Raw genomic sequence first — 23,197 nt, forward strand, 5'->3', positions numbered from 1 at the left:
GTCCCGTTTCACTGCTGGCCTACGGCAACACGCTCTACTTCGCCGCGACGGTCTGGCCCGACGGGCCGGAGCTCTGGCGCAGCGACGGAACGGCGGGCAGCACTCTCCGCGTCAGGGACTTCGTCGTGCGGTCGACCGGGTCGAACCCGACGAATTTCGGCACGGCTGGCGAGGTCGCATTCTTCGCGGCGTCGAGCGGCCAGCACGGCGGGCCCGAGCTCTGGGCCACCAACGGGACCAACGACACGCGGCGGATCATGGACTTCCAGCCCGGCGTGGGAGGCTCGAATCCGAGCCAGATCACATACTTCAACTATAATCTCTATTTCACGGCGAGCACCGCCTCTCACGGCAACGAGCTCTGGGTCGCGGCCACTTACACCAACCTGCTCAAGGATCTCAACCCAGGCGCTTCCGGCAGCGACCCGATCATCCTCAACGGCATCGGGAACTCGCTGTACTTCTCCGCGAACGACGGCACCCACGGCCGCGAACTGTGGGTCACCGACGGCACGCTCTCCGGGACCCGGATGATCAAGGACGTCAACCCTGGCTCCCTCGACTCCAACCCGAGCCTCGTCATCCTCTCCGGCGGCAAGCTGTTCTTCACGGCCTTGACGAACCAGGCGTCGACCGGGCTGTGGGTGACCGACGAGACCGATGGCGGGACGCTCATGCTCAAGAACTTCGGGCCCGGCTCGAACATCTCCGGCATGATCGACTACGGCGGCAAGCTCTATTTCATCGCCAGCACCGCCGCGGGCCGAGAGCTCTGGGTCTCCGACGGTACCGAGGGCGGCACGCGGGTCCTCAAGGACAATTGGGCCGGTGCCGGCAGCTCGAGTCCGGGCACGCCGACCCTCTTCGGCGGGAAGCTCTACTTCGCAGCGGGAGACCCGGCCTCCGGGACCGAGCTCTGGTCCACCGACGGCACCGAGGCCGGCACGCTCCGACTCAAGGACCTCAACCCAGGGGGCGCGTCCTCCAACCCCGATTCGTTCCTCGTCATCAACGACCGCCTCTTCTTCCTGGCCGAAGACGGCGTCGGCGGCAGGGAACTGTGGGTCACAGACGGCACGGCCGCGGGGACCGGCCGGGTCAGGGACATCAACACCGGGCTTCTCAGCTCGAACATCAGCGAGATGGTCGCCTACAACGGGGCGCTTTATTTCGTCGCGACGGGACCGGCGCAGGAGCGCCTGCTCTGGACGAGCGACGGGACCGAGGCCGGCACACATCCAGTCCAGAACGTCGGCACCGCCCCGAAGGCGTCCTCCCCGTCCGGGCTGAGGGTGGCCGGCGGCAAGCTCTTCTTCCTGGCCACCGAGCCGGGCTCGGGCACCGAGCTGTGGGTGAGCGACGGGACCGACGCCGGCACGCGGATGATCAAGGACATCCGCCCCGGTGCGGACTCCTCAGGGATCGTCAACGTCACGGTGCTCGGTGGCGGGCTCGTCTTCGCCGCCGACGATGGGGCTTCGGGGCTCGAGCCCTGGTATAGCGACGGTACGGCGGAGGGCACCAACCGACTGGCCGATATCTCCACCTCCCCCGTGGCCCCAGACTTCTCCAGCGCCGAGCGTCACGTGCTGATCTCGCAGGTGTCGGCCACGGTGGTCGAAGGGTCCGCGAACACCACGTTCGAGGTCCGGCTCGACGCGGCGCCCGGCGTCGGCGAGACCGTGATCGTCACTGTGGCCCGCTCCTCGGGAGATGCCGACCTGGGGATTGCCGGACCGACGACGCTCGTCTTCAACGCGACGAACTGGAACCAGCCCCAGCTCGTCACCCTGTCGGCGGCCTCCGACGCCGATGCGATCGACGGGACGGCCACCTTCACCCTCTCAGCCTCGGGCTGGCTCGGTACTTCACTGTCGGCCGCCGAGGCCGACGACGACCGCGTCGTCGAGCTGGTCTCGGCCGACTCGCTCCAGCCGATCAGCCAGGGTCTCGTGGCCGAGGCGGGACAGCTCCGCTTTGGCATTCGCTTGAAGGGCAAGCCGGCCGGCCCGGTCAGCGTGACGGTCGACGTGGCCTCCGCAATCGGCATGAGTCTGGGGATCACCACGCCCGTCGTCCTGACATTCGACCCGTCCGAGTGGGTCGGCGACGTGGGCCCGGTCAAGCTGGTCACGCTCGAGGCCTCGGCCGACGACGCGAACGCCATCGACGGCCAGGCGCGGGTCTCGGTCACGCCGGCCGTTGCTGGGTGGACCGGAGCCGTGCTCGACGTCAACGAGCAGGACGACGACCAGATCCTCGAATTCGTTGACCTGGCGACGGGTGCGGCCCTGTCGAGCCTCCCCGTCGCGGAAGGGGGCACGATCCAGGTGGGCGTACGACTCCGGGCTCGTCCGGCCGCCGACCTCACGGTCGTCTTGACCACCGACTCGACTGGCGACTCGAGCATCACCGTCGCTGGCCCGGGCACCCTGACCTTCACGCTGGCCAACTGGTCGACGACGCAGGTGGTGACGATCGTGGCGCAGGCCGACAACGCCGACGCGATCGACGGCCTTGCGACAGTTCTGGCCACGGCGGCGGGCTGGCAAACCGACTCGGTCTCGATCACGGAGCAGGACGACGATCGGGTCCTGGTCATCGCGCAGAGCAGTGTGACGGTGAACGAGAATGGGACCGCGTCCTTCCAGGTCCGCCTGGCCGCGCGGCCGGATGGCGTCATCGTGGTCAGACCCCAGTTCGTTGCGGGCGATTCCGACCTCTCCTTGGTCGATCCCCAGGCCGCTCTCACCTTCACGCCCGACAACTGGAACGTCGTCCAGGACGTCCACGTCCTGGCGCTCGACGACATCGACACGACCAACAGCTCAACGACCTTCCGCGTCACCGCCGACGGCTGGCAGAGCGCGGACGTCGTGGCCCACGAGGCGGACAATGACCGTCGCATCGAGATCAACACAACCTCGATCACGATCGCCGAAGGGGGGAACGCCTCGCTCGGCGTCCGGCTGAAGGCCCGCCCCGATCAGGCCGTCACCATCACGGTGAGCCCAGTCGACGTCGCCGCCGACCCGGACGGGGACCTGCGGCTGTCGAGCCCCGCCACGTTGGTCTTCACCCCCGACAATTGGTTCGATTTCCAGACCCTGACCTTCTCCGCGGCGGTCGACGACGCCGATGCCATCGACGAGCGGTCCACCTGGAGGCTCTCGGCCACCGACTGGGTATTTGAAGGTGGCACGTTTGCCGTGGAGTCCGTCGACGACGACCGCCGCGTCCTCGTCTCGATCCCCAACACGCGTACCGACAGCAGCGGAGGCGTGATCCACGTCCTGGGTCCGGTGTCCGAGTTGGGCAGCGTGACCTTCACCGTCCGCCTGGCGGCGCGGCCGGACGGTCCGGTCGCGGTGAAGGCGGCGTGGACGACCGGCGATGCCGACCTGCTCGTCGTCTCCGGCGCAACCCTGAACTTCACCCCCGGCAACTACGACCAGCCCCAGCAGGTCACGATCGCGGCGGCGGCTGACCTGGACCTGCTCGATGGTCTTACCCTCTTCCAGGTCGGCGCAGAGGACTGGGCCGGTGCGAGCGTCGAGGCAACCGAAGTCGACAGCCGCGAGTTGCTTGAACTCTCGACCGACACCCTCACGGTCGAGGAAGGGGGCGCGTCACGCTTGGGCGTCCGGCTCCGGAGCTGGCCGGAAAACCTGGTCGATTCCACCATCCGCGTGCGATTCACCAATAGTCTGGAAGACCAGGACCTGGCCCTGGTTACCTCTGACGGCAGCAGTACGTTTGCGCAGTTCGACCTGACCTTCACTGCGCAGAACTGGAACGAATTCCAGTTCATCACGGTCGCCGGCTCCAACGATGTCGATGCCGCCAACGGGCACGCGACCTTCCACGTCTCGATCCCGACGCTTGCCACCACGGCCGGCCCGGTCGTCACGATGACCCGGACCGTCGTCGCCACGGAGCACGACGATGATCGGAGGATCATCGTCTCGGCCGCAACCGTCCTCGTGCCGGAGGGCACCGCCTCGGGCACCACCCCCGTCAGCTTCACCGTTCGTCTGGCCGGCAGGCCCGAAAGTGCCGTTACGGTCAACGTCGCCACCATCCTTGGCGACGCGGACATCGTGGTGACCGGAGGTGGCGTCCTCTTCTTCACTCCGGATAACTGGTCCGTCGAGCAGGTGGTGACGCTGGTGGCCCAGGGCGACGACGCCGATGCCATCGACGGCTTGGCGACCGTCCGGGCCTCGGCTACGAGCTGGGCCTCGGCCGACGTCTCGGTCAGTGAAGTCGACAACGACCGGCGTCTTGTCGTCCTGACCCCGGCGGTGACCGTCGCGGAGCCGGGGAGCACTTACGTGGACGTCGTCCTCGCCGCGGCGCCTGACGGCGACGTGAGCGTCACGGCCGAAGGTTTGGGTGGCGACGCGGACCTGACCCTGGGGGGGGGCAGCACGCTGGTCTTCACCCCCGCGAACTGGTCCGTTCCGCAGCGGGTCCGGATCGACGCCGTTCGGGACGCCGACGCGGTGGATGGCACGGCGCTCTTCCAGGTGACAGCCGCTGGCTGGAGCCCGGCGATCTTCCAGGCCACCGAGGCGGACGTGGACGAGGCGGGCATCACGGTCTCGGCCCCAACGCTCGCGGTGACGGCCGAATCCGGGACAACTACGACATTCACGGTCGTGCTCAACTCCCGGCCGGCCGGGAGCGTCTGGATCGCCGTCGCCTCGAGCGACCCGGCCGAGGGCCGGCCTGCGATCGACTCGCTCTTGTTCACGCCGACGAACTGGAACGTGCCCCAGACGGTGATCGTCATGGGCGTCGACGACGACGTCGACGACGGCGACCGGGCTTACTCGATCTTGCTGGGCCCCGCCGTCAGCTCGGGGGTCGATTACCGCGGCCTGACGGTTCCGGCGATCGCCATGACCAACCGCGACGACGATGCGGCCGGCCTGCGTATCGACCGTACGTCGGGTCTCTTCACGATCGAGGACGGCACGGCCACCACGCTGACCGTGACGCTGGCGACCCGGCCGATCGGCGTCGTGAGCATTGCCCTTGTCCTGAGCGATCCCACCGAGGGGATGCTCTCGACGGCGAGGCTCGACTTCTCGCCGACGGACTGGAACCTGCCTCACTCGGTCACGATCACCGGGATCGCCGATGGCCTGGATGACGGCGACCAGCCCTACACGCTGATCCTGACGGCACAGAGCAACTCGGACCCGGCCTACCCTCTCCTGTCCGCCGCGTCCGTCTCGCTCGTCAACGTCGACGTGGACTTCCCCTCTGGCTCCGGCGACGACGCGGGCCAGTTGACGGCGGTCAACCCGATGTACTTCGTCCGCAGCGATTCGGTGGGCGGGTCGGAATTGTGGCGTACCGAGGGGACCTCGGCCGGTTCTTTGCGAGTCAAGGACATCAACCAGGGCCCGCGCCCATCCAACGCCTCTAACCTGACCAAGGTCGGCACGAGGCTGTACTTCACCGCCAACACGCCGGAGTTGGGGACCGAGCTCTGGACGAGCGACGGGACCGATGGGGGAACCAGGCTGGTGGCCGACCTGGTTCCCGGCCCTGGGCATTCCGCGCCGGCGAATCTCAGCGCGGTGGGGGAGACGCTCTACTTCAGTGCCAGCGACGGCGGGCAGAGCCAGACGCTCTACCGCCTGGATGCCGGCGGCCAGCCTCGGGCCGTGACCCTGGGCGACGGGGCCACCCCTGGGGCCGCGGCTCGGTTCGCAAGCCTCGCGCAGTTCACCGACCAGGCCGGGCGGCTCGTCTTCGTGGCCGATGACGGAACCAGTGGTCCGGAACTGTGGGCCGTGGGGCCCGACGGCCGGGCCCGGCTACTGGCCGATGTGCGGCCCGGACCGGTGGGCTCGGCGCCCCAGTCGCTGACGAGCGTCGGCGGCCGGCTCTACTTCTCGGCCGATAACGGGGAGTCGGGGCAGGAACTCTGGACCAGCGACGGCACGACCGCCGGGACAGTCCTCCTCGCCGACCTCAGACCGGGCGGCTCCTCCATTCCCACCGGCTTCACGGCCTTTGGCGGCCGCGTCTATTTCGCCGCGGCCGGTACCGCCGGCGTCGAAGTCTGGTCCACCGACGGCAGCCGGGGCGGCACGCGCATGCTCGCCGACATCAATCCCGATGGAGACTCTTTGCCGCAGGATCTGACCGTCGTCGGCAATCAACTGTTCTTCACCGCCCAGGAACGTGCCCACGGGCGCGAGCTTTGGGTGACTCAGGGGACTCCCGAGACGACTCGGCTGGTTGCCGACCTGAACCCAGGGGCCTCCGGTGCCGACCCGAGGAACCTGACAACCTACGGCGGGCGGCTCTACCTGACGGCCTACAGCCCCGCGACCGGCTTTGAGCTGTTCGTCAGCGACGGCACGACCGTGTCTCTCGCGGTCGACTATAATCCAGGGCCTGGCGGATCATCCCCCCGGTCACTCACCACGTCCGATGGCCTGCTCTTTCTCGTGGCCGACAACGGCACGGGCGGCCCGCAACTAGTCTCGACGGACGGGACGAACGGCTATCTCACCAAGGTCGAGACCGCCGGCATCCGCCTCTTGCCGGCCGACGACGGCCTGGTCGTGACCGAGTTCGGGGCCTCGGATCAATTCAGTGTCGCTCTCCACACTCGCCCGACGGCAACGGTGGTCGTCACAGTGCAGGCGGGCGCTGGAGTCACGCTTTCCCGGACGAGCCTGATCTTTACGCCGGACAACTGGTCGACGCCCCAGGCGGTCAACGTCGTGGCGGTGGGGGACGATCAGGTCGAAGGGCTCCGGACGATCACCCTGACGGTCACGATCGCCAGTTCGGACCCGATCTACCGGGATATCCCCGCGCTGGCCGTGCCGGTGCGGGTGAACGACGTGTACCTCCGGTCGCTCGCCGCGGTGCCCAACGACGTGACCGTCGGCAATACGGTAACGCTCACGGCGACCGCGAATGCCGACCCACAGGTGATCCTGACCCGGGTCGACTTCTACCGCGAGAGCAACGGCGCCCCTGGCCTGCAGACCGGCCCCGGCGGCGACACGCTGGTTGGCACCGACTCCGTCGGGTCCAACGGCTGGTCGATCACCGCGCCGACGACCGGCCTGGTCTCGGGCAATTACAAGTTCTACGCCCTGGCGAACGATAACGCCAACAGTGCGCTCGAGAGCACCGCGGTCGCGGCCACCCTGACCATCCAGTCGATACCGACGTCGTTCGTCGTCGACGATGGCAGCGCCGGCACGAGCCAGGCCGGGCCTTGGACGTCGGCGGCCGTCGGCGGCTATGGCGGCTCGGTGCGCTTCGCCGCCGCCGGCAACGGGTCGGCGACCGTTACCTGGAACGTACCGGCGCTGGCCCCCGGCTGGTACGACGTGCAGGTCACCTGGCTGGCGGGCAGCAACCGTGCCAGCAACGCCCCGTACAGCATCTACGACGGCGACATCCTGCTCAAGACCGTCCGCGTCGACCAGCGCAACGCCCCGGCTGGTGGCGCATTGGCCGGAGGCGTGGCCTTCCGGAGCCTGGGGAGCGTCCCCGTCTCGAGCGGGCGGCTTCGCGTTGTGCTCGGCAACGACGCCGACAACTATGTCATCGCCGACGCGGTGCGGGTCGCCGTGACGGCTGCCGAGCTGCCGGCGGTTGTCGACGACGGCGGTGCCGGCACGAGCCAGACCGGTTCGTGGACGTCAGCGGCGTTGGGCGGCTATGGCGGCTCGGTGCGCTTCGCCGCCCCCGGCGACGGGTCGGCGACGCGGACCTGGCAGGTGCCGGGCCTGGCGCCGGGCTCTTATGACGTGCAGGTAAGCTGGATGTCGGGCGGTAACCGCGCCACCAACGCCCCGTACCGCATCTACGACGGCAACATCCTGGTGAAGACCGTGCGCGTCGACCAGCGCAGTGCGCCGTCGGGCGTGACCGCCGGGGGCGTGACGTTCCAGAGCCTGGGGGTGGCCTCGATCTCGAGCGGGACTCTGCGAGTAGTCCTGGGCAACGACGCCGACAACTATGTCATCGCCGACGCGGTGCGGGTCTCCGTTGCGGCTGCCGAGCTGCCGGCGGTCGTCGACGACGGCGGCGCTGGTACGAGCCAGACCGGGTCGTGGACGTCGGCGGCGTTGGGTGGCTATGGCGGCTCGGTGCGTTTCGCCGCCCCCGGCGACGGCTCGGCGACGCGGACCTGGCAGGTGCCGGGCCTGGCGCCAGGCTCTTACGACGTGCAGGTGACCTGGATGTCAGGGGGCAACCGCGCCAGCAACGCTCCGTATCGGATCTATGATGGCAACATCCTGGTGAAGACTGTGCTCGTCGATCAGCGCAGTGCGCCGTCGGGCGTGACCGCCGGGGGCGTGATGTTCCAGAGCCTGGGCGTGGCCTCGATCTCGAGCGGGACTCTGCGAGTGGTCCTGGGCAACGACGCCGACAATTATGTGATCGCCGACGCGGTACGGGTCGCGGTGGCGGTAGCGGCGGCCGAGTTGCCGGCGGTCGTCGACGACACCGGCACGAGCCAGACCGGTTCGTGGACGTCAGCGGCGATGGGCGGCTACGGCGGCTCGGTGCGTTTCGCCGCCCCGGCGACGGGTCGGCGACGCGGACCTGGCAGCAGCCGGGCCTGGCTCCGGGGTCGTACGAGGTGCAGGTGACCTGGCTGGCCGGCGGCAACCGCGCCACCAACGCTCCGTACCGCATCTACGACGGGACCACCTTGATCAAGACGGTACGCGTCGACCAGCGGCTGGCGCCGGCCGGCGGCGTGACCACCGGCGGTGTGGTGTTCCAGAGCTTGGGGGTCGTTTCCCTGTCCGGAGGAACTCTGCGGGTGGTCCTGGGCAACGACGCCGACAATTATGTCATCGCCGATGCGATCCGGGTCGCGGCCGCGGGCGGTGGGGCCGGTTCGGGTGCCGCGCCGGAGGCCATAGGGGAAAGCGTGTCACTGGACACCTCGGCGGGATCCGGCGACAAATTCACCGGCGGCGACACCGGGTACACGGTCCTCGCCGACGCGTTCGCGGCGACGGCGGGCGAAGCGAAGGGCGCCCGCTCATCCGCCGCCCCGGCTCTCCTCATGACTTCGCCGTCGACTGCGGCGGGGGTGCCGGGCGGCCCCCTCGCCCACGGCACGGGGACTCGCAAGAAGGCGTCCGGCCCGGTAGGCGCCGGTCGGGTCGACGCGCGGCCGGCCGTCGGCCTCGAGCGGGGCGGCTGGTGCGTCGGGGACGGCCGTTTGCGGCGTGAAGCGGTCGACGAATGATGCGGGGGGCGTCGCAGCTTGCCACCTGAGACGCCCCCTAGCCGTGGCCGGCGATTGGCCCGTAGGCGATGGGGGCGGGCATCTGAATCGAGGAAAGCGGAAAACCTGTGATATCGAGAAGATTGCAGGTTTTTGATTTTTTTTGATGCGAATTTGCGTATGTGTGAAATCGTGTATATTGCTAGTAGCATTTTTCGGTCGAAAAATCTGGATAGTTTGACAAGACGGCAGAGCTGTCCGCGAGGCTTGGCAGCTGATTTAAGTCGCTTTGTATATGCTTGATTAAGTGTATGAGTAAAACTGTTTATGACTCGGGCTGCGGCACTGCGGGGCATCGCCTGGGCGTCGAGCTTTCACAGGGGTTAGGCCCCTGCCCTGCCGGCCCCGCTCCTCCGTAATGACGATCGGGTTCATAGTCAGCCTTATTGAGACTGTCGCCACGTTGCCGGGGGCTCTTCGTCCGTCGGAAGACAGGGAGTTTCCGCTCTCCGCTCGCCTTTAGAAGGCGAGCGAAGACCAACGGACAAGGGACAGCACCGATCGTGGTGCCCTGGATTTCGCTCGCCTCTGAAAGGCGAGCGGGGAGCGTGAGTTTCCTGTCATTGGATCTTCTCAATGGCTGGCTCGTGGCAACGGCAACGGGTTGATGGATCCGAGTGGAAGACCCGGTAACGTGGCGGCAGTGTCGCATTAGTTTATGGTTTTCACTCGGGTGAGTCGGCCACGTTGGGGCATGTAGTACGGACGAGGAATCCGCCTATCAGGGCAACGAGTAAGTTCGCAAGCGTGAGACCGATCTGAAGAAACGGGTTGGGAACACCCCCGTTGGGCCTGCCCGTAATGGTTCCATTGAGCGAGCCCGAAATAACAAGGGTGTGGGGCATTATCCGAAACTGGAACTCGGCCACCAGCAACTCGTAAAGCAGGGGAGGTCGACTGAGTTTGTCGCCGGACATCAGCCCGAAGCTCAGGCTCAAGTGAACCCACCCGAAGATCGCAACTCCTGCCCAAAAAATCCTCCGCTGATCGCGTTTAAGTAGTGCCATGCTGCTTGCCCAGCAGAGCAGGGCCACAGTCAGAGTGAACAACGCACTGGCCCAGAGCCTTGTGGGATCGCGTAACGCAGCGCCCGCAATGGCGATAAACAGTACGGCTACCATGATGTTTGCGATTGTCAGCCTATGCGGTTTCATCGCTTCGTCCCTGTCGGGTAGGGTTGTGCCTCGTGTACCTGTCCACCTTGGAAACTTCCAGGCGAACCACCTTTGCTCGGGAGTGGCAATGCGCCGAGGCCTCACATGCTAACGCGAATGTCCCCGGACCGATCCCGGAGCCGCTCGGTTATCAGGAACCCGACCGAACAGCGATGGGCGGGTCACAGGCTCAATGACGCGAGTTCGCCACGCGGTTGCGCAGGAAGCCAGATGCTCCTTGTGGTCGGCGTTGCACCTCTACGATCCCCCAGTCGGACGAGTCTGCGGACCCAGGACCCCTCGATTTCGTCCACAGGCCGATGAGGGGGTTGCTCTTGATGAACGCGTTCCAATAGTGGACCTCGGCATTGACGACTTCGCGGATGATCTGCTCCTACCGGCCGATCGTCCCTCTTGCCTCCTCGGGCAAGTCGCGCCGAGACTTGTGGTCCGGATTGAGTTGCACGACCACGAATAGTGCCTGGTCGATCACGGCGGCGTGACGATCGATCCGAGCCTCCAGCAGGCTTTTCGTCGGCCCAGTTGGCCCGTGTTCCCTGCCTGCACCCTCAGGATCCTCGGGTGGGGCATCGGAATGAGTGTCGGCTAGGCCGCCCTTGCCCGGAACGGCTATCTTAAAGGAACCAGGTGGGGCCCTTTTATGCGCTCAGTTACACAGTCAATACGAGGGCTGGACGACAAGCGGACCGTGATCACAACTCGCACCGAAAACGCCCCCGCCGAATCGGCGAAGTTCTGCGATACATTAACCGGTGTGGTCGTCCGTGGCCCCACGAAGGACTCCTGGAGTTTGCATTCGACCGAGCCAAGTATTGACCATCAGCGTTGGAGCTACATTCTCAACGAAGTGTCCCCACCCAGCTGGCAGGTAGAGCGTTTCGCCTCCGTTCACAAATACCTCGATTGGCACCGCGCCGGCCGCGATTGCAACCTGCAAGCCACCCGGCCCGCGCATGTCGAGACGGCTGGCGGCGAAGTCCTTCCACGGGTCGTTCTCGACTCGCTCCATTGCCAACAGCGACGCGTCCCGGACCGGGAATAGCACCCAACGCTTCGACCCGAAGACGTGGGCCGCAAAGTTGTCCGACCCATCCTTGTGAAGCGGCGTGACGGCCCCAGCGGGGCCGAGCCAGAGCGCCGGCGGCTCGTATCGATCAGCGGGATGAAACGGGGGCGAAGGCATCCCTAGGTCATCGAGCAGTCCCGGCGGCATCGGCTGGTTGCCGACGTAAGGCGGCAGTTCGACGGACAGGGCGAGAATCGCGTCGAGGTAAGCAGCGAAGGTCATTGCAATCGTATGTCGACGGTGGGGGTAGGTTTGCGAGTCGGCATAGTCGCCGACGCGAACCTGAAGGGCTGCCCCGCCGTGCCGTTCGCGCAGCACGGGGAATAGGGTGTCCTGATTCGCGGCAGGCCCATGCCGAAAAATGACCGGGTAGCCTGCCGGTTCGACCTCACAGAGGAACGTCCTACAGTCGAGGTGGCCGAACCGACTTATTGCGTTACGACGCGGCTGATTTTTAACGCGGTCGTGGATCGCAGCGAACTTTACGCCGTCGAAGATCGACTTGCCCATTCGCTCTCATCTGCCTCCAGAGGCTGGTTCGAGAAGCTTGTACAATTCGATCCCAGCCCAGCCCTTGTAAGTCACGTCCCGACCGGTTTTTCGCCAACCGAGTGATTCCAGGATCCTGACCATTCGGGCGTTCTCGTGAGCCACGAGGCCAGCATGAAGTTTAACCCCAATCAGATGGCTGACCCGTTCAGCCAGCAATTCCAGATTTGGGTACAAGCCGAGCCCTTGAAACCTCGGTAGAACGCTGGCCCTGTCCAATAAGGCGACGTGACGGTCTACCTCCGGCCCGCAGCAGCCGATCAAGGCAGTGTAGTGGTGGAAGTCATACAATTCGTCGGCCGGGAAGGGCCGAAACTGTCGCCACTGATAGCGGACAGTTCCGGCGACCGTCCCGTCGTGGTGCTGAGCGAGCAGCAACAGGGAGGATTCATCGTCCCAAGGGTCAATGTAAGTCCGATTCTCATGGTCGGCGTACCGCCTGTCACCCAACTGGATTGTCAATCCCTCGTACCGAACTCTGTAACCGGCCGTCTTAGCGTTCCAAGTCGTAGCTACGGAGAACGACCAGTCCCCCTCCGAGAAAGTGAATCTGTCGAGATCCGGCCATTTACTCATGGCAGCCATTCTCCGCCCAACCATTGGCGTCGCGCATCCTGGTAATCGCCACTTGGGACGTCGTCGTCGAGGGCCCTCCGGCATGCCGCCAAGCGGGCTTCAGCGACCTCGATGACAGCCTCGACGGTCGGCTGGGCTGGATCACCCCGAAATTCCAGAGTGCCTGACATTCGCGGCCTCACCAACTGCAAGTCGCGGACACGCTCCAGAAACACATCCCAGTTTCCACCAGGAGGTTCACTTAAATCCCGGGTCCTCCGCAACGCCCACGAGTTATCAGGAGTGCCCGCCAGCGGGGCGTCGAGCAGCGCGTCAGCCCACGCCTCCAAGGTCCAGCCGCTCCTGAAGTCAGGAAACCCCAGTAGGGCCGTTAAACCGTAGACCGCTTCGTAGCCCTCCCACCGGCGAGTAAACATCGCCGCGGCCGGGCCTGGGGGGCGTCGGTAGGCCATTGCACCCGCCGCCGGCTCTATCCGGTAGAGGGCATCCACCAAGGACGGACGAGCGAACCAGGGCAATCCGCCGACCTGAGTCTGTGTGGCCGCCGTCCAGGCCGGGAAGCCGGCCAGCGCTGCGTTGTTGCCGGCATGAGTGACTAACCGCACTCGGGTAGACTGAAGTTGGCGCGTAGTCGTCAAGCGGGTCGCTGCCGCTAGGGCCAACTGGTCCGCGACGTCCATGAAGGGAATGCTCGCCACGGTCAGACCCACTTGCTCGGCTGCGCAGATCAACCCCTGCCAGGCCAGCTTTAGGTACTTAGCCACGTCGGCCACCTCAGCGGAGTATGGCGTGCAAATCTCAATTAAGTGGGGGTCATATTCGTATTTAACCCATGCCCGACCTCCGCCGCCGAGGTCGGCTGAGACGCCGTCGGTTAGCCCTGAGCCGGGGTCTATGCGGGGTGCCCACCCCTCCCGGGCCATGGCTGCGAACAGTGCCTGAGAACCGCCGTGGTTGCATGGCCTTCCCGCCTCGAGTAGAAACAGTTCGTGTTCGACGCCGACCGTCAACCGGGGCGGGTCGACCACTTCGTCCCTCGCCCAGAATGGCAGGCGGCGGGCAATTTCGGCAAGCAGACGCGTTTGTAAGGCACTCATGGGCGGGCTTCCCGGGAGAGGGCCATTTCGAGGAGGGATGCGACTAAGGCTGGTAAGTCTAGCCCGGCATGAGCGGCTGCCTTCGGGAGTAGGCTATGGTCGGTAAACCCGGGAATCGTGTTAACCTCCAATATTTGGGGACCGCGTTGGTCGTCGATGATCAGGTCAACCCGCCCCATGTCTCGGCAGCCCAGCACTTCGAAGGCTGCGAGCGCCAGTCCCTGGATGCAGCGGGTCTCGTCATTCGGCAGACCGGATTGAAAGTGGTAAGACGTGCCCCCGTCGCGGTATTTAGCCTCGTAATCGTAAAACGTGCGGGGGGTGCGAACTTCTATGACCGGTAATGCATCACGCCCGAGGATACCAACAGTCAACTCGCGGCCGGCCAACTGCGGTTCGACCAAGACAGCTCCCCATTCCCGCACTCCCTCGACGACTGCGTCACGGAGGATCGCCGGCGCGTCGGCGAAAACTATTCCGATGCTGCTGCCCTGGTAAATCGGCTTGACGACGGCCGGCGGGCTGAACGGCAGCCTCAAGTCGGTGCCGGGATGGGCGTCGAATGCAACCCAGGGGGGAGTGGGCAGGCTGGCCAGATTCCAGGCGATTTTCGCTGCCACTTTGTCCATCGCCCGCCGAGATGCGGCCGGTCCGGAGCCAACGTAAGGCCAGTTGCGTGCTTCGAGGATTTCCTGAAGCACTCCGTCTTCGCCGAACTTGCCATGGAGGACCGGAAAGACCACGTCGGTCGGGATGTCGAGTGCGGTGAGATCGTCGGGGCTGACGTCAGCGACGGTGACGTCATGGCCCAATGCCCGGCACGCGGCGGCGACGGCGGTACCGCCGGATAAGCTCACCTCTCGTTCCATGGAAGGTCCTCCGCAGAGGACTGTTACCCGAAGTCGCTGCTTTTTCATTTGTCTACCGTCTGTACCGCCTAGCCGAATGAAAGTGGCTGGGAATATGTAGTAGAGCACACTGGATCTGATTTTGCATTATTATATAAAAAGCATAATTGATATCCTATGGAATCGGCTTGCAATATGTTAGCCACTTCATGATCGAAGAGATAGTGCAACTCCGTCCTTGTAAATCACCAGCCCTGAGGCGGGGCAGTCGGACTCTATCGCCAGGGAGGTGGGCGGGTGGCCAGGCACCGCCGACTCCGATGCCCGCGTGTGGACGCATCAACAGCGGCCGCAAGTGCGGCAACAGATCCAGTTCGGGCTCGACGTCACCGGCGATGGTGGCGTACCGGTCGGCCATCTGCCGCTGGACGGCAACGCCGGGGAGGTCAACTCGCACCTCGAGATCTTCAAGATATGGGCACGCACGGTGCCCAAGGGGAAATTGCTCTATATCGCCGATACCAAACTCGATGCGCCGGCCACCCACTTGGCCAACTCAGCCCGCAAAGGGCAGTTCCTTTCCGGTGGCGCGCCAAGGTCTTACGGACCTACGAAGAGCAGTGCCAGGTGGAACGTCGGTTCCACCATCTGAAGGGGCCCCTAGCGGTGGCGCCGATGTTCCTGAAGAACCTAAATCGAATCGGCGGACTCCTGTACATCTTGGTCTGGGCGTTAATGGTGCTGGCATTGATGGAACGCCAGGTGCGTCGGGAGTTGATGGGCCAACCGGCGTATGGTCTCTATCCGGAGAATTCGTCCAAGTCCGGCTCCGACTGGTTCTGCGTTGATGGAAAGCTTGAGCGGGCTGTGCATCGTGATCGTCCGCCAAGGATGTGCGGTCGCACGACAGCTGAGCCAACCGGATCCCACCCATCGCCGCGTTCCCCAGTTACTTGAGACTAAGTCAGAATTCTTGCAAATCTTTAAAGGAACGTGCGGAATGTGAGTGTTTAGCAACCCCCCCCCTCCCCGCCTGGGGAGGTCCGGGCACAGCGAGATAGTGACTCCAGACTCAACCCGGACGACTCCAGACCTTGGAGGCCAAGGGCTAGCGAACGCCAGCAAAAAAAGGCTTTGACTTTTTCGGAATAATCCGATTATCCTCATATGCAGTAGTTGCTCGCGAAGGGCAATCACCTCGGCTAAGGCGGCCCCACTATGCGATTGCTCGCATGGCTGGGTGACTTTCTGCCTCGTGCCAGATGCTTGGGCTCTCTCAGGATCGTCTTTGGACGATCAGGGCCCGCGGTAACGGCTGCCGCATTCAGGACACCGGTCCGGGCTCTTTCGTCCCGACCGGATTCCAAGGAGGCGGCCGGATGACCTTATCGCATCGCTCCCGTTCAAGCCGCAATCGGCTCACCTCAGGCACGATCAACTTTCGGCGGGTGGCTGAGTGTCGACGGCTGGGCAGCGGTTATGTCGCCCAGAGCGACGTGCGTTACGACTTCGATGATGGAGTGGTGCTCCCGTGCGTTCTCGTGACAGGGAACGACCTTGAGCAGGTGGTATCGGCGTTAGTCGTTGGCATTCAGGGGGGCACCTTGTCATCCACCAGATTGGGATGGAGTGGCCGCACGGTGGCGCCGTGGGATTGCCATTCCGCACGAACCGAGATCGCGAGGGAATCATGCCAACTCCGTTTCGGAATCGCGTCGAGGCCGGTCGCATGCTGGCCAAGAGGCTCACCGCCTATGCCGGCCGTTCCGATGTGATCGTGCTGGGTCTGCCGCGTGGCGGCGTACCTGTGGCTTATGAGGTAGCGAGAGCGTTGGCGGCTCCGCTCGACGTCTTCGTCGTTCGCAAGCTGGGCGTGCCCGGCCACGAGGAGTTGGCTATGGGCGCCATCGCGTCGGCGGGCGTCTGCGTGCTCAACGACGACGTGGTGAAGGTGCTGCGGATTCCCAGCCCGATCATCGACGCCGTCGCCGCCCGGGAGCTGCGCGAGCTCGAGCGACGCGAGCGGGTCTATCGCGGCGACCGCCCGGTCCCTCGCTTGCGCGGCCAAACTGTCATCCTGGTGGACGACGGCCTGGCGACCGGCTCGACGATGCGCGCCGCGGTCACTGCCGTGCGCCGGCTCGGGCCGGCCCATATCGTGGTTGCCGTCCCGACCGCGGCCCCCTCGACCTGCGAGGAATTCCGTCATGAGGCAGACGAGTGCGTCTGCGAAATCACCCCCGAGCCGTTTTACGCCGTCGGCCTCTGGTATGAGGACTATTCCCAGACGACCGACGACGAGGTCCGCGAACTCCTCGAACGGTCCGCGGCCCCGGCTGCGACCGTGGTAATGTCGGGAGACCCTGAGGGACCAATACGATGAGGACTACGACTCCCCAAGACGTGGCAGACGACCTCGTGATCTGCGCCTTGCGCGGGGCCATTCACCCGCTCATCGGTGCCGCCGAGGACTACAACCCGCTCCTCGACCTCGTCGGCGATGCACACTTCGTCCTCCTGGGAGAGGCATCGCACGGGACGCACGAGTTTTACCGCGAGCGGGCCCAGATCACCAAGCGACTGATCCGCGAGAAGGGGTTCACCGCGGTAGCGGTCGAAGCCGACTGGCCGGACGCCTATCGCGTCAACCGCTATGTCCGCGGCAGCGGCGACGATCCCGACGTTGTTGAGACGCTGGCGGGCTTCCGGCGGTTCCCGGCCTGGATGTGGCGCAACGCCGACGTGCTCGACTTCGTCGGCTGGCTCCGCGCCCACAACGACGAGCTTGGCCAGGAACGCTCCAAAGTGGGCTTCTACGGCCTGGACCTCTACAGTCTGCACGCCTCGATCGAGGCGGTGCTCTTGTACCTCGACAAGGTCGATTCGGACGCGGCCGAGCGGGCCCGGGCCCGCTACGCCTGCTTCGACAGATACGGCGAGGACACCCAGGCTTACGGCTTCGCCTCCGGGCTCGGGCTCGGGCCGTCCTGCGAGCACGAGGTCATCCTCCAACTCGTCGACCTTCGCCGCGCCGCCGCCGAGTACGTACTGCGAGATGGTCGGATTGCCGAGGACGACTACTTCTATGCCGAGCAGAATGCGCGGCTGGTGCGAGACGCCGAGCAGTACTATCGCACGATGTACCGCGGTGAGGTCTCTTCCTGGAACCTGCGCGACCGCCACATGGCCGAGACGCTCGACGCGCTGGTGGAGTACCTCGGCCAGCGAGGTGACCTCCCGAAGGTGGTGGTTTGGGCCCACAATTCCCACCTTGGCGATGCGCGGGCGACGCAGATGGGGGTTCGGGGCGAATGGAATGTCGGCCAGCTCGTGCGCGAGCGGCACGACCGCGACGCCGTTTCGGTCGGCTTCACCACCTACGATGGCACGGTGACGGCATCCTCGAACTGGGACGCGCCGGCCGAGCGGATGTGGGTCCGACCGGCGCTGGCGGGAAGCTATGAGCGGCTCTTTCACGACGTCGGCCCGGGTCGGTTCTTCCTGGGCCTCCGGGACGATGACCGAACGGCGGGCCTGCACGAGCCGCGCTTAGAGCGGGCCATCGGGGTAATCTATCGGCCCGAGACGGAGCGGGCCAGCCACTACTTCCGTGCACACCTACCCGCACAGTTCGACGCAATACTCCACTTCGATCGGACCCGGGCCGTCGAGCCTCTGGAACGTACGCCGGAGTGGGAGCGAGGGGAGGTCCCCGAGACTTTTCCCACAGGCCTGTGACGAACGTAATGGGTGTTATGATTGAATGGATGAGAATGTGGACGATGTTATGAGTGTTCTTGTCGCCACTGATTTCTCGGAAGGTCCGCGGAAGGGTGTCCTTGGCTCGCCGAGGGTCCCTCTTCTGTTCCGGACACTACGATCAAGGTCGGTTTGAGTCCAAGAGTCATCCTTCAAGCAAGGGGGTCGAACATGAGACGACGAAACCGAGCATCACACCGAGCATCTCGGCCTTTGGCAATGAGCGGTACGTTTTTGGGGGCAGACCGGTACGAAAATCCCGATGCGCCGGACTCACTGACTGCCTCGGCCGGCGAGCCATCGCCCCAGTTTGCCGATTCGGAGTTGCGGGATGCCCCCTTCATCGCCGAGGTCGCGTCGCGTGCTTATGGGATCTGGCTCGGACGGGGGAGGCCAGAGGGGACCGATCGGGAGGACTGGTTCGAGGCCGAGCGGCAACTGTGGAAGGAGCGAGGCGGGATGCCCGTCCCAACGTACGACGTCGCCGCCGAGCAGGCCCGCGAGGCCAACGAACGCCTGCAGGCGCAAGGAGCCGGACCCTCGAACCGGGATCGGATGGTCGCCATCGGTCGAGGCAATCAGCAAGCCGGGCGACAGGGATCGTGAGATCCGTCGTGCACGGTCGGGAATCAGTTGAACGCCGGAAAAACGGCTCTCTGAGCGGGAGTTGAAGATCGAGACGTCGTCGCCCTCGCCGGGGGCGGGCGTGACGCCACCGTCTGGTGTGCAAACATTCAAGACCTTGGCATGAGCTGTCACTTCATGCGATTTAAGACGCCTTCGGGGTTCGGCACGCCCTGAATGAAATTGGCGGGTGTTCTGGCCGTTGGCCTTGTTCGTGGCTGGCTCAAGGCTCTTCTTGCGGGAATGAGAGGAGAATCTCGGCGCCCTGCCCAGCGGCTTGACCCGCACTGATCTGTCCGCCGTGGGCCTCGATAATCCGTTGGGCGATCGCCATGCCCAGGCCGGTCCCCTTCGTTTTGGTCGTGTAAAACGGCTCGAAAATCCGCTCACGGATTTCCGGGGCAAATCCAGGACCATTATCACGAATGGCGATCTGAATGTGAGGAATCCCGTCGACCTTGATTCGCGTGCAACGGACTTCGATGTGGACCGGGTCCGAGCACGCGGACAAGGCATTTTCGAGGATGTTGTGAAAGACCTGTTTGAGACGGAAGGGGTCGACCACACATCGCATTTCGGGGTCCTGGCTCACCTCCACGAGTGAGGCCACCCGGCCTGCCCATTGGGGTTTCAGATGGGCCCAAGCCTCGCGCCAGATCTCGGCGAGCTTGCAGTGGCGGCGCTCGAGGCGAATCGGTGCCGCGTAGCCGCGGACGTCTTCGTAGAGGTGGTGGAGATGGTCCTGGGCCTGCTGAAGGCGGTCGATCAGCTCGATGGCCTTGGGCCGGTCCTGAACGTGCAGAGCGAGCATTTCGAGGCAGGCCTGGCTGCGCTGGAGCGCGTTACGGCTCTCGTGGGCCAGGCCGGCGACCATCTCGCCGATGGCGGCCAGTCGTTCGGCATGCATCGCACGCTCCTGAGCCTCCTTGAGGTCCGTGATATCCTGTCCGAGGGCCAGGACGCCAACGATCCTCGAATCGGCATCCTTCAGGACCCGATTGGACCAGCGAATCTCCCGTTCCCGCCCACTCTTGGTCACCATCACGTTTGTTGTGCCGTTGGTCTCCACCGCGTTGAGTGTCTTTCGGAACACCTCTCGGATCCGGCTCCGGTCGCGCTGAGGCAAGAGGGTTTCGAACCAATCACGGCCGAGGACTTCCTCCGCGCGGTAGCCGGAGAGCTCCTCCGCGAAGTGGTTATAACGGACGATTTGGCCCTCCGGGCTGAGGAGGATCACGACAGCCGGGGCTGCGTCGATCAGCCCTTCGGCCAGGTCTCTCTGTCGCCGTAGTTCTTCCTCGGACCGCTTGCGTTCGGTGATATCGCGGTAGATGACGACCGCCCCCTTCAGGACTCCGTCATCGCAAATCGGACTCGCGTTGACGCTCATCCAGCGCCCCGGGTGGGTTCCCGACGGCCTGACGAAGATCTCCTCATCGGTGACCGGTTCGCGATTCAGGGCTCGAGTGAGCGGCAGTTCCTGGATCGCGTAAGGGGTCGCGGTGCCAGGCCGGTCGGCCATCCGCGGCGGGCTCCATTCCTCAGGGGGAGCGCCCACCCTCATCGGACCGATCAAACGCTCGGCGGCCGGGTTGTAGAGCAGGATCTTGCCGTGGACATTCACCACGATAATGGCGTCGGAGGCGTTCTCCAGGAGTGAGCGGATGATCTCCGCCTGCCGCTTCAACTTGTCCCCAGTCCGCTGGACTGCGGCGATTCGCACCAGCCTGGCCCGCAAGTCGTCGGGATCGATCGGCTTGAGAATGTAGTCGGTCGCGCCGTGACGCAATGCCGAGACCGCCCCCTGCAAGTCGGCGTAGCCGGTCACGATAATGACAGCCGCCTCGGGCGCCGCTTGCCTGAGCCTGGGCAACAACTCGTCGGCCGTCGCGTCGGGGAGCTTGCGGTCGAGAATGATGGCGGAGATCGTGGACCAGTCGTCCCGTGCCAGGGCCTCGGCGGCCGTCGAGGCTGCCTCAACCCGGTGATCGTCCAGTTCCAGGATGTCACGCAGGTTGGCCTGGGTGTCTGTGTCATCCTCAATGACCAGGATATGAAGGGGCCTGGCAAAATCCATCGCTCTATGATTCCGGCGCCTTGGCCAGCCGCTCCAGGGTCTCCAGGAGCCGCGGCATATCGAACGGCTTGTAGCAGGCCGCGTCGGCTCCCTCGGCCAGCACTCGTACCACAGTCTCGTCCATCTCGGGGCGGCAGTCTGTGATCAGAACGGTACGGGTCTTCGGATCCGCCTGGCGGACCAGATCGAACACGACGGTGCCATCACCGCCCGGCAGCTTCATATCGATCAGGGCGATCCGAAAGGCCGTGTCCCTGAGTTGCTCCGCCGCCTCGGCCACATTATGGGCCAGGGCGACACGGTAGCCTCGCTCGCGGAGGATCTGCCAGAGCCTTTCGCAGAGATCCGGGTCGTCGTTCACGACCAGGAGCAGTGGTTGATCGCGTGCCTGGTCGACCAAGCCCAGGAGCCTTGGAAGATGGACCGGCTTGGGGACGACTTGCCAGGCTCCGGCGGCCAACGCCTCCTCGGAGGTGGCGCCGGAGGCGTACGCCGTGACCAGGATTGCCACCGTCTCGGCCCGGAGCTTCTTGATCTCGCGGTAGAGCGTCAGCCCGTCCATCCCCGGCATTTTGAGGTCGAGCAAGGCGACGTCGTACGGTTGCCGCCGAACGAACTCGAGCGCTGACTCGCCGTCGCAAGCCCAGTCCACGTGATAGCCCAGGTCGGTGAGAATGTCGGTCAGGTTACGGCAGGTGTCCTGTTCATCGTCAACGACGAGCACCCGCGGCTCATTGAGATTCGTCATGAGACGACCCCGTCTCGTCCTGGGCAGGGGAAGCCAGCAGTCTTACCGTGAAGACGGTGCCCCGGCCCGATTCAGTCTGCACGCGCAGGCCTCCTCCACACTTATCAAGGATCGCTCGCACGATAGCAAGCCCGAGGCCAAGTCCTCGGGCCTTGGTCGAGTAGAGCGGTTCCATAATTCGGATCAGATCCGTTTCCGGGATGCCGACCCCTGTATCGGCAATCGTCACTTCCACCATGCCGTCGACCTGACGTCCCGAAATCGTCAGGCGCCCGCCCTGGGGCATGGCATCACGGGCATTGCGGATCAGGTTGCCGAAGACGATGCGGAGCTGATCGGCATCCGCCAACACGGGGCCGAGCGACGCCGGGAGTTCGGCTTCGAGTTCGATGCCAGGACCCGGCGGGTAGGCTTCAAGTGCCTCGCTCAAACAGGGACCCACGAGGGTGGGGCGCAGGCAGGGCATCGGCATCCTGGCGAAGTTCGACAGCGTCGTGATCACGCCATCCGCGAGCCCCACTTGCCGCTCGATCCGATTCAAATGCTCGACGAACTTCTCGGGCGTCAGGTTTCGGGCGTTGAGCAGATAATAGACCGAGGTTTTGACGACGTTCAGCGGATTCCGCAACTCGTGGGCCACGCCGCCCGCCACTTGGCCGAGCGTTGCCAGTCGCTCGGTGCGTTGGAGCCGCACGGCATATTCGGATTGATACGCCACCTCGATGATGGCCAGGTCAAGGTCGAGCAGCGTGTTCAAGGAACGGGCCGTCTCCTGGAGCAGGGAGCGATCCCCCTTCCAGTTTACCTGGAGGACACGGCCCAGACCGGTTCGGAGTCGGGACAAGGCGACGTTTGTGTAGACCTGATCGAGGCCGATCTCGACGTGTCGCCAGCCGACCCGCCAGCGGCGAGCCACATACGACTCGTCATATCGACCGGCGAGCAGCTCGCGGACCCACTGGAGCAACGTGCCCTTGAGGCGGTCGATCTGGGGCTGGCCGCCCGTGATGACTTTGAGGGCCGCCGGGTATTGCTCGATCCGGGCGTAGAAGTCGTCGATCAAGGCGGGCAGGTCCGGATCGAGCAGGGAAGCGACGGCCCCGACCCGTCGGGCATCGTCGTCGGTCCAACTCACGTAGGACTGCAACTCACGATAGCGATCGAAGAGACGATTCGTGTTCATGTCCATACCGAAAGCCATCGCCGCTACGAAGAAAGCCCACGGGCCGTCGTTGGGCGGTCGCGTGGGCTCTCATAACCCGACTGGATGGTCCGTCGTGAACGATCCTCTTAATTGACCAATTTACTCGAAGTCCCGGGTCGTGGGAAACGTTCCTGGCAGAATTGGTTGGAACGCTCCCGCCAGCGGCAAACGATTCGCAATAA

14 protein-coding genes (1 of these 14 cut by a window edge) are annotated in these 23,197 nt (G+C 64.9%); 6 read left to right on the forward strand and 8 right to left on the reverse strand.

Features of this window, described 5'->3' with window-relative positions; translation table 11 throughout:
- Together V5E97_RS32015 and V5E97_RS32020 are read left to right on the forward strand one after the other, a co-directional pair.
- Positions 1-8,642 carry the 3' portion of an ELWxxDGT repeat protein gene (locus tag V5E97_RS32015; RefSeq protein ID WP_406695605.1) on the forward strand. It extends 24,175 nt beyond the left edge of the window, so only the last 8,642 of its 32,817 coding nucleotides appear in the window; its start codon lies beyond the left edge, outside the window; the stop codon is at positions 8,640-8,642.
- Entirely contained in the window at positions 8,612-9,253 is a 642-nt protein-coding gene (locus V5E97_RS32020) for a golvesin C-terminal-like domain-containing protein (protein WP_475297071.1), read from the forward strand. The genes V5E97_RS32015 and V5E97_RS32020 overlap by 31 nt, the downstream gene beginning before the upstream one ends.
- 704 nt (positions 9,254-9,957) lie before the next feature.
- On the opposite strand, the gene V5E97_RS32025 is transcribed toward V5E97_RS32020, so the two are convergent.
- The 5 genes from V5E97_RS32025 to V5E97_RS32045 form a co-directional block, all read right to left on the reverse strand.
- The gene (locus V5E97_RS32025; RefSeq protein ID WP_406695607.1) at positions 9,958-10,446 is read right to left on the reverse strand and encodes a hypothetical protein; all 489 of its coding nucleotides are present in this window, start codon (positions 10,444-10,446) and stop codon (positions 9,958-9,960) included.
- Positions 10,447-11,212: 766 nt separating this feature from the next.
- Positions 11,213-12,043, reverse strand: coding sequence for a cupin-like domain-containing protein (locus V5E97_RS32030; protein WP_406695608.1), 831 nt, complete (start codon positions 12,041-12,043; stop codon positions 11,213-11,215).
- Between the two features lie 6 nt (positions 12,044-12,049).
- Positions 12,050-12,532 (reverse strand): hypothetical protein, encoded by a 483-nt coding sequence (locus V5E97_RS32035; protein WP_406695609.1) that lies wholly within the window; start codon positions 12,530-12,532, stop codon positions 12,050-12,052.
- A gap of 122 nt (positions 12,533-12,654) precedes the next feature.
- Positions 12,655-13,755 (reverse strand): hypothetical protein, encoded by a 1,101-nt coding sequence (locus V5E97_RS32040; protein WP_406695610.1) that lies wholly within the window; start codon positions 13,753-13,755, stop codon positions 12,655-12,657.
- On the reverse strand, positions 13,752-14,624 hold the full coding sequence (locus V5E97_RS32045) for a D-alanine--D-alanine ligase family protein (protein ID WP_406695611.1): 873 nt from the start codon (positions 14,622-14,624) through the stop codon (positions 13,752-13,754). The genes V5E97_RS32040 and V5E97_RS32045 overlap by 4 nt, the downstream gene beginning before the upstream one ends.
- Positions 14,625-14,931: 307 nt before the next feature.
- Here V5E97_RS32045 and V5E97_RS32050 point away from each other — a divergent pair, with 307 nt between their 5' ends.
- The 4 genes from V5E97_RS32050 (at position 14,932) to V5E97_RS32065 (ending at position 18,968) form a co-directional block, all read left to right on the forward strand.
- On the forward strand, positions 14,932-15,255 hold the full coding sequence (locus tag V5E97_RS32050) for a hypothetical protein (protein WP_406695612.1): 324 nt from the start codon (positions 14,932-14,934) through the stop codon (positions 15,253-15,255).
- Between the two features lie 1,038 nt (positions 15,256-16,293).
- Entirely contained in the window at positions 16,294-16,986 is a 693-nt protein-coding gene (locus V5E97_RS32055) for a phosphoribosyltransferase (RefSeq protein ID WP_406695613.1), read from the forward strand.
- Positions 16,983-18,341, forward strand: coding sequence for an erythromycin esterase family protein (locus V5E97_RS32060; RefSeq protein WP_406695614.1), 1,359 nt, complete (start codon positions 16,983-16,985; stop codon positions 18,339-18,341). Before V5E97_RS32055 ends, V5E97_RS32060 begins: the two co-directional genes overlap by 4 nt.
- A 240-nt stretch (positions 18,342-18,581) precedes the next feature.
- A complete protein-coding gene (locus tag V5E97_RS32065) occupies positions 18,582-18,968 on the forward strand; it encodes a DUF2934 domain-containing protein (RefSeq protein ID WP_406695615.1) in 387 nt (128 codons plus the stop codon).
- Between the two features lie 241 nt (positions 18,969-19,209).
- Here the strand turns inward: V5E97_RS32065 and V5E97_RS32070 are convergent, their stop codons facing one another.
- From V5E97_RS32070 to V5E97_RS32080, 3 genes are read right to left on the reverse strand one after another with little or no spacing between them, the layout of a single operon-like run.
- Positions 19,210-21,063: a PAS domain S-box protein gene (locus V5E97_RS32070; protein ID WP_406695616.1), complete on the reverse strand. Its 1,854-nt coding sequence runs from the start codon at positions 21,061-21,063 to the stop codon at positions 19,210-19,212.
- Positions 21,064-21,067: 4 nt separating this feature from the next.
- Positions 21,068-21,811: a response regulator gene (locus V5E97_RS32075; RefSeq protein WP_406695617.1), complete on the reverse strand. Its 744-nt coding sequence runs from the start codon at positions 21,809-21,811 to the stop codon at positions 21,068-21,070.
- Positions 21,795-22,994, reverse strand: a complete 1,200-nt coding sequence (locus V5E97_RS32080) for a protoglobin domain-containing protein (protein WP_406695618.1) — start codon at positions 22,992-22,994, stop codon at positions 21,795-21,797. Before V5E97_RS32080 ends, V5E97_RS32075 begins: the two co-directional genes overlap by 17 nt.
- Between the last annotated feature and the right edge of the window lie 203 nt (positions 22,995-23,197).

Source organism: Singulisphaera photorubra (genome assembly GCF_045290345.1).
Lineage (GTDB): Bacteria > Planctomycetota > Planctomycetia > Isosphaerales > Isosphaeraceae > Singulisphaera.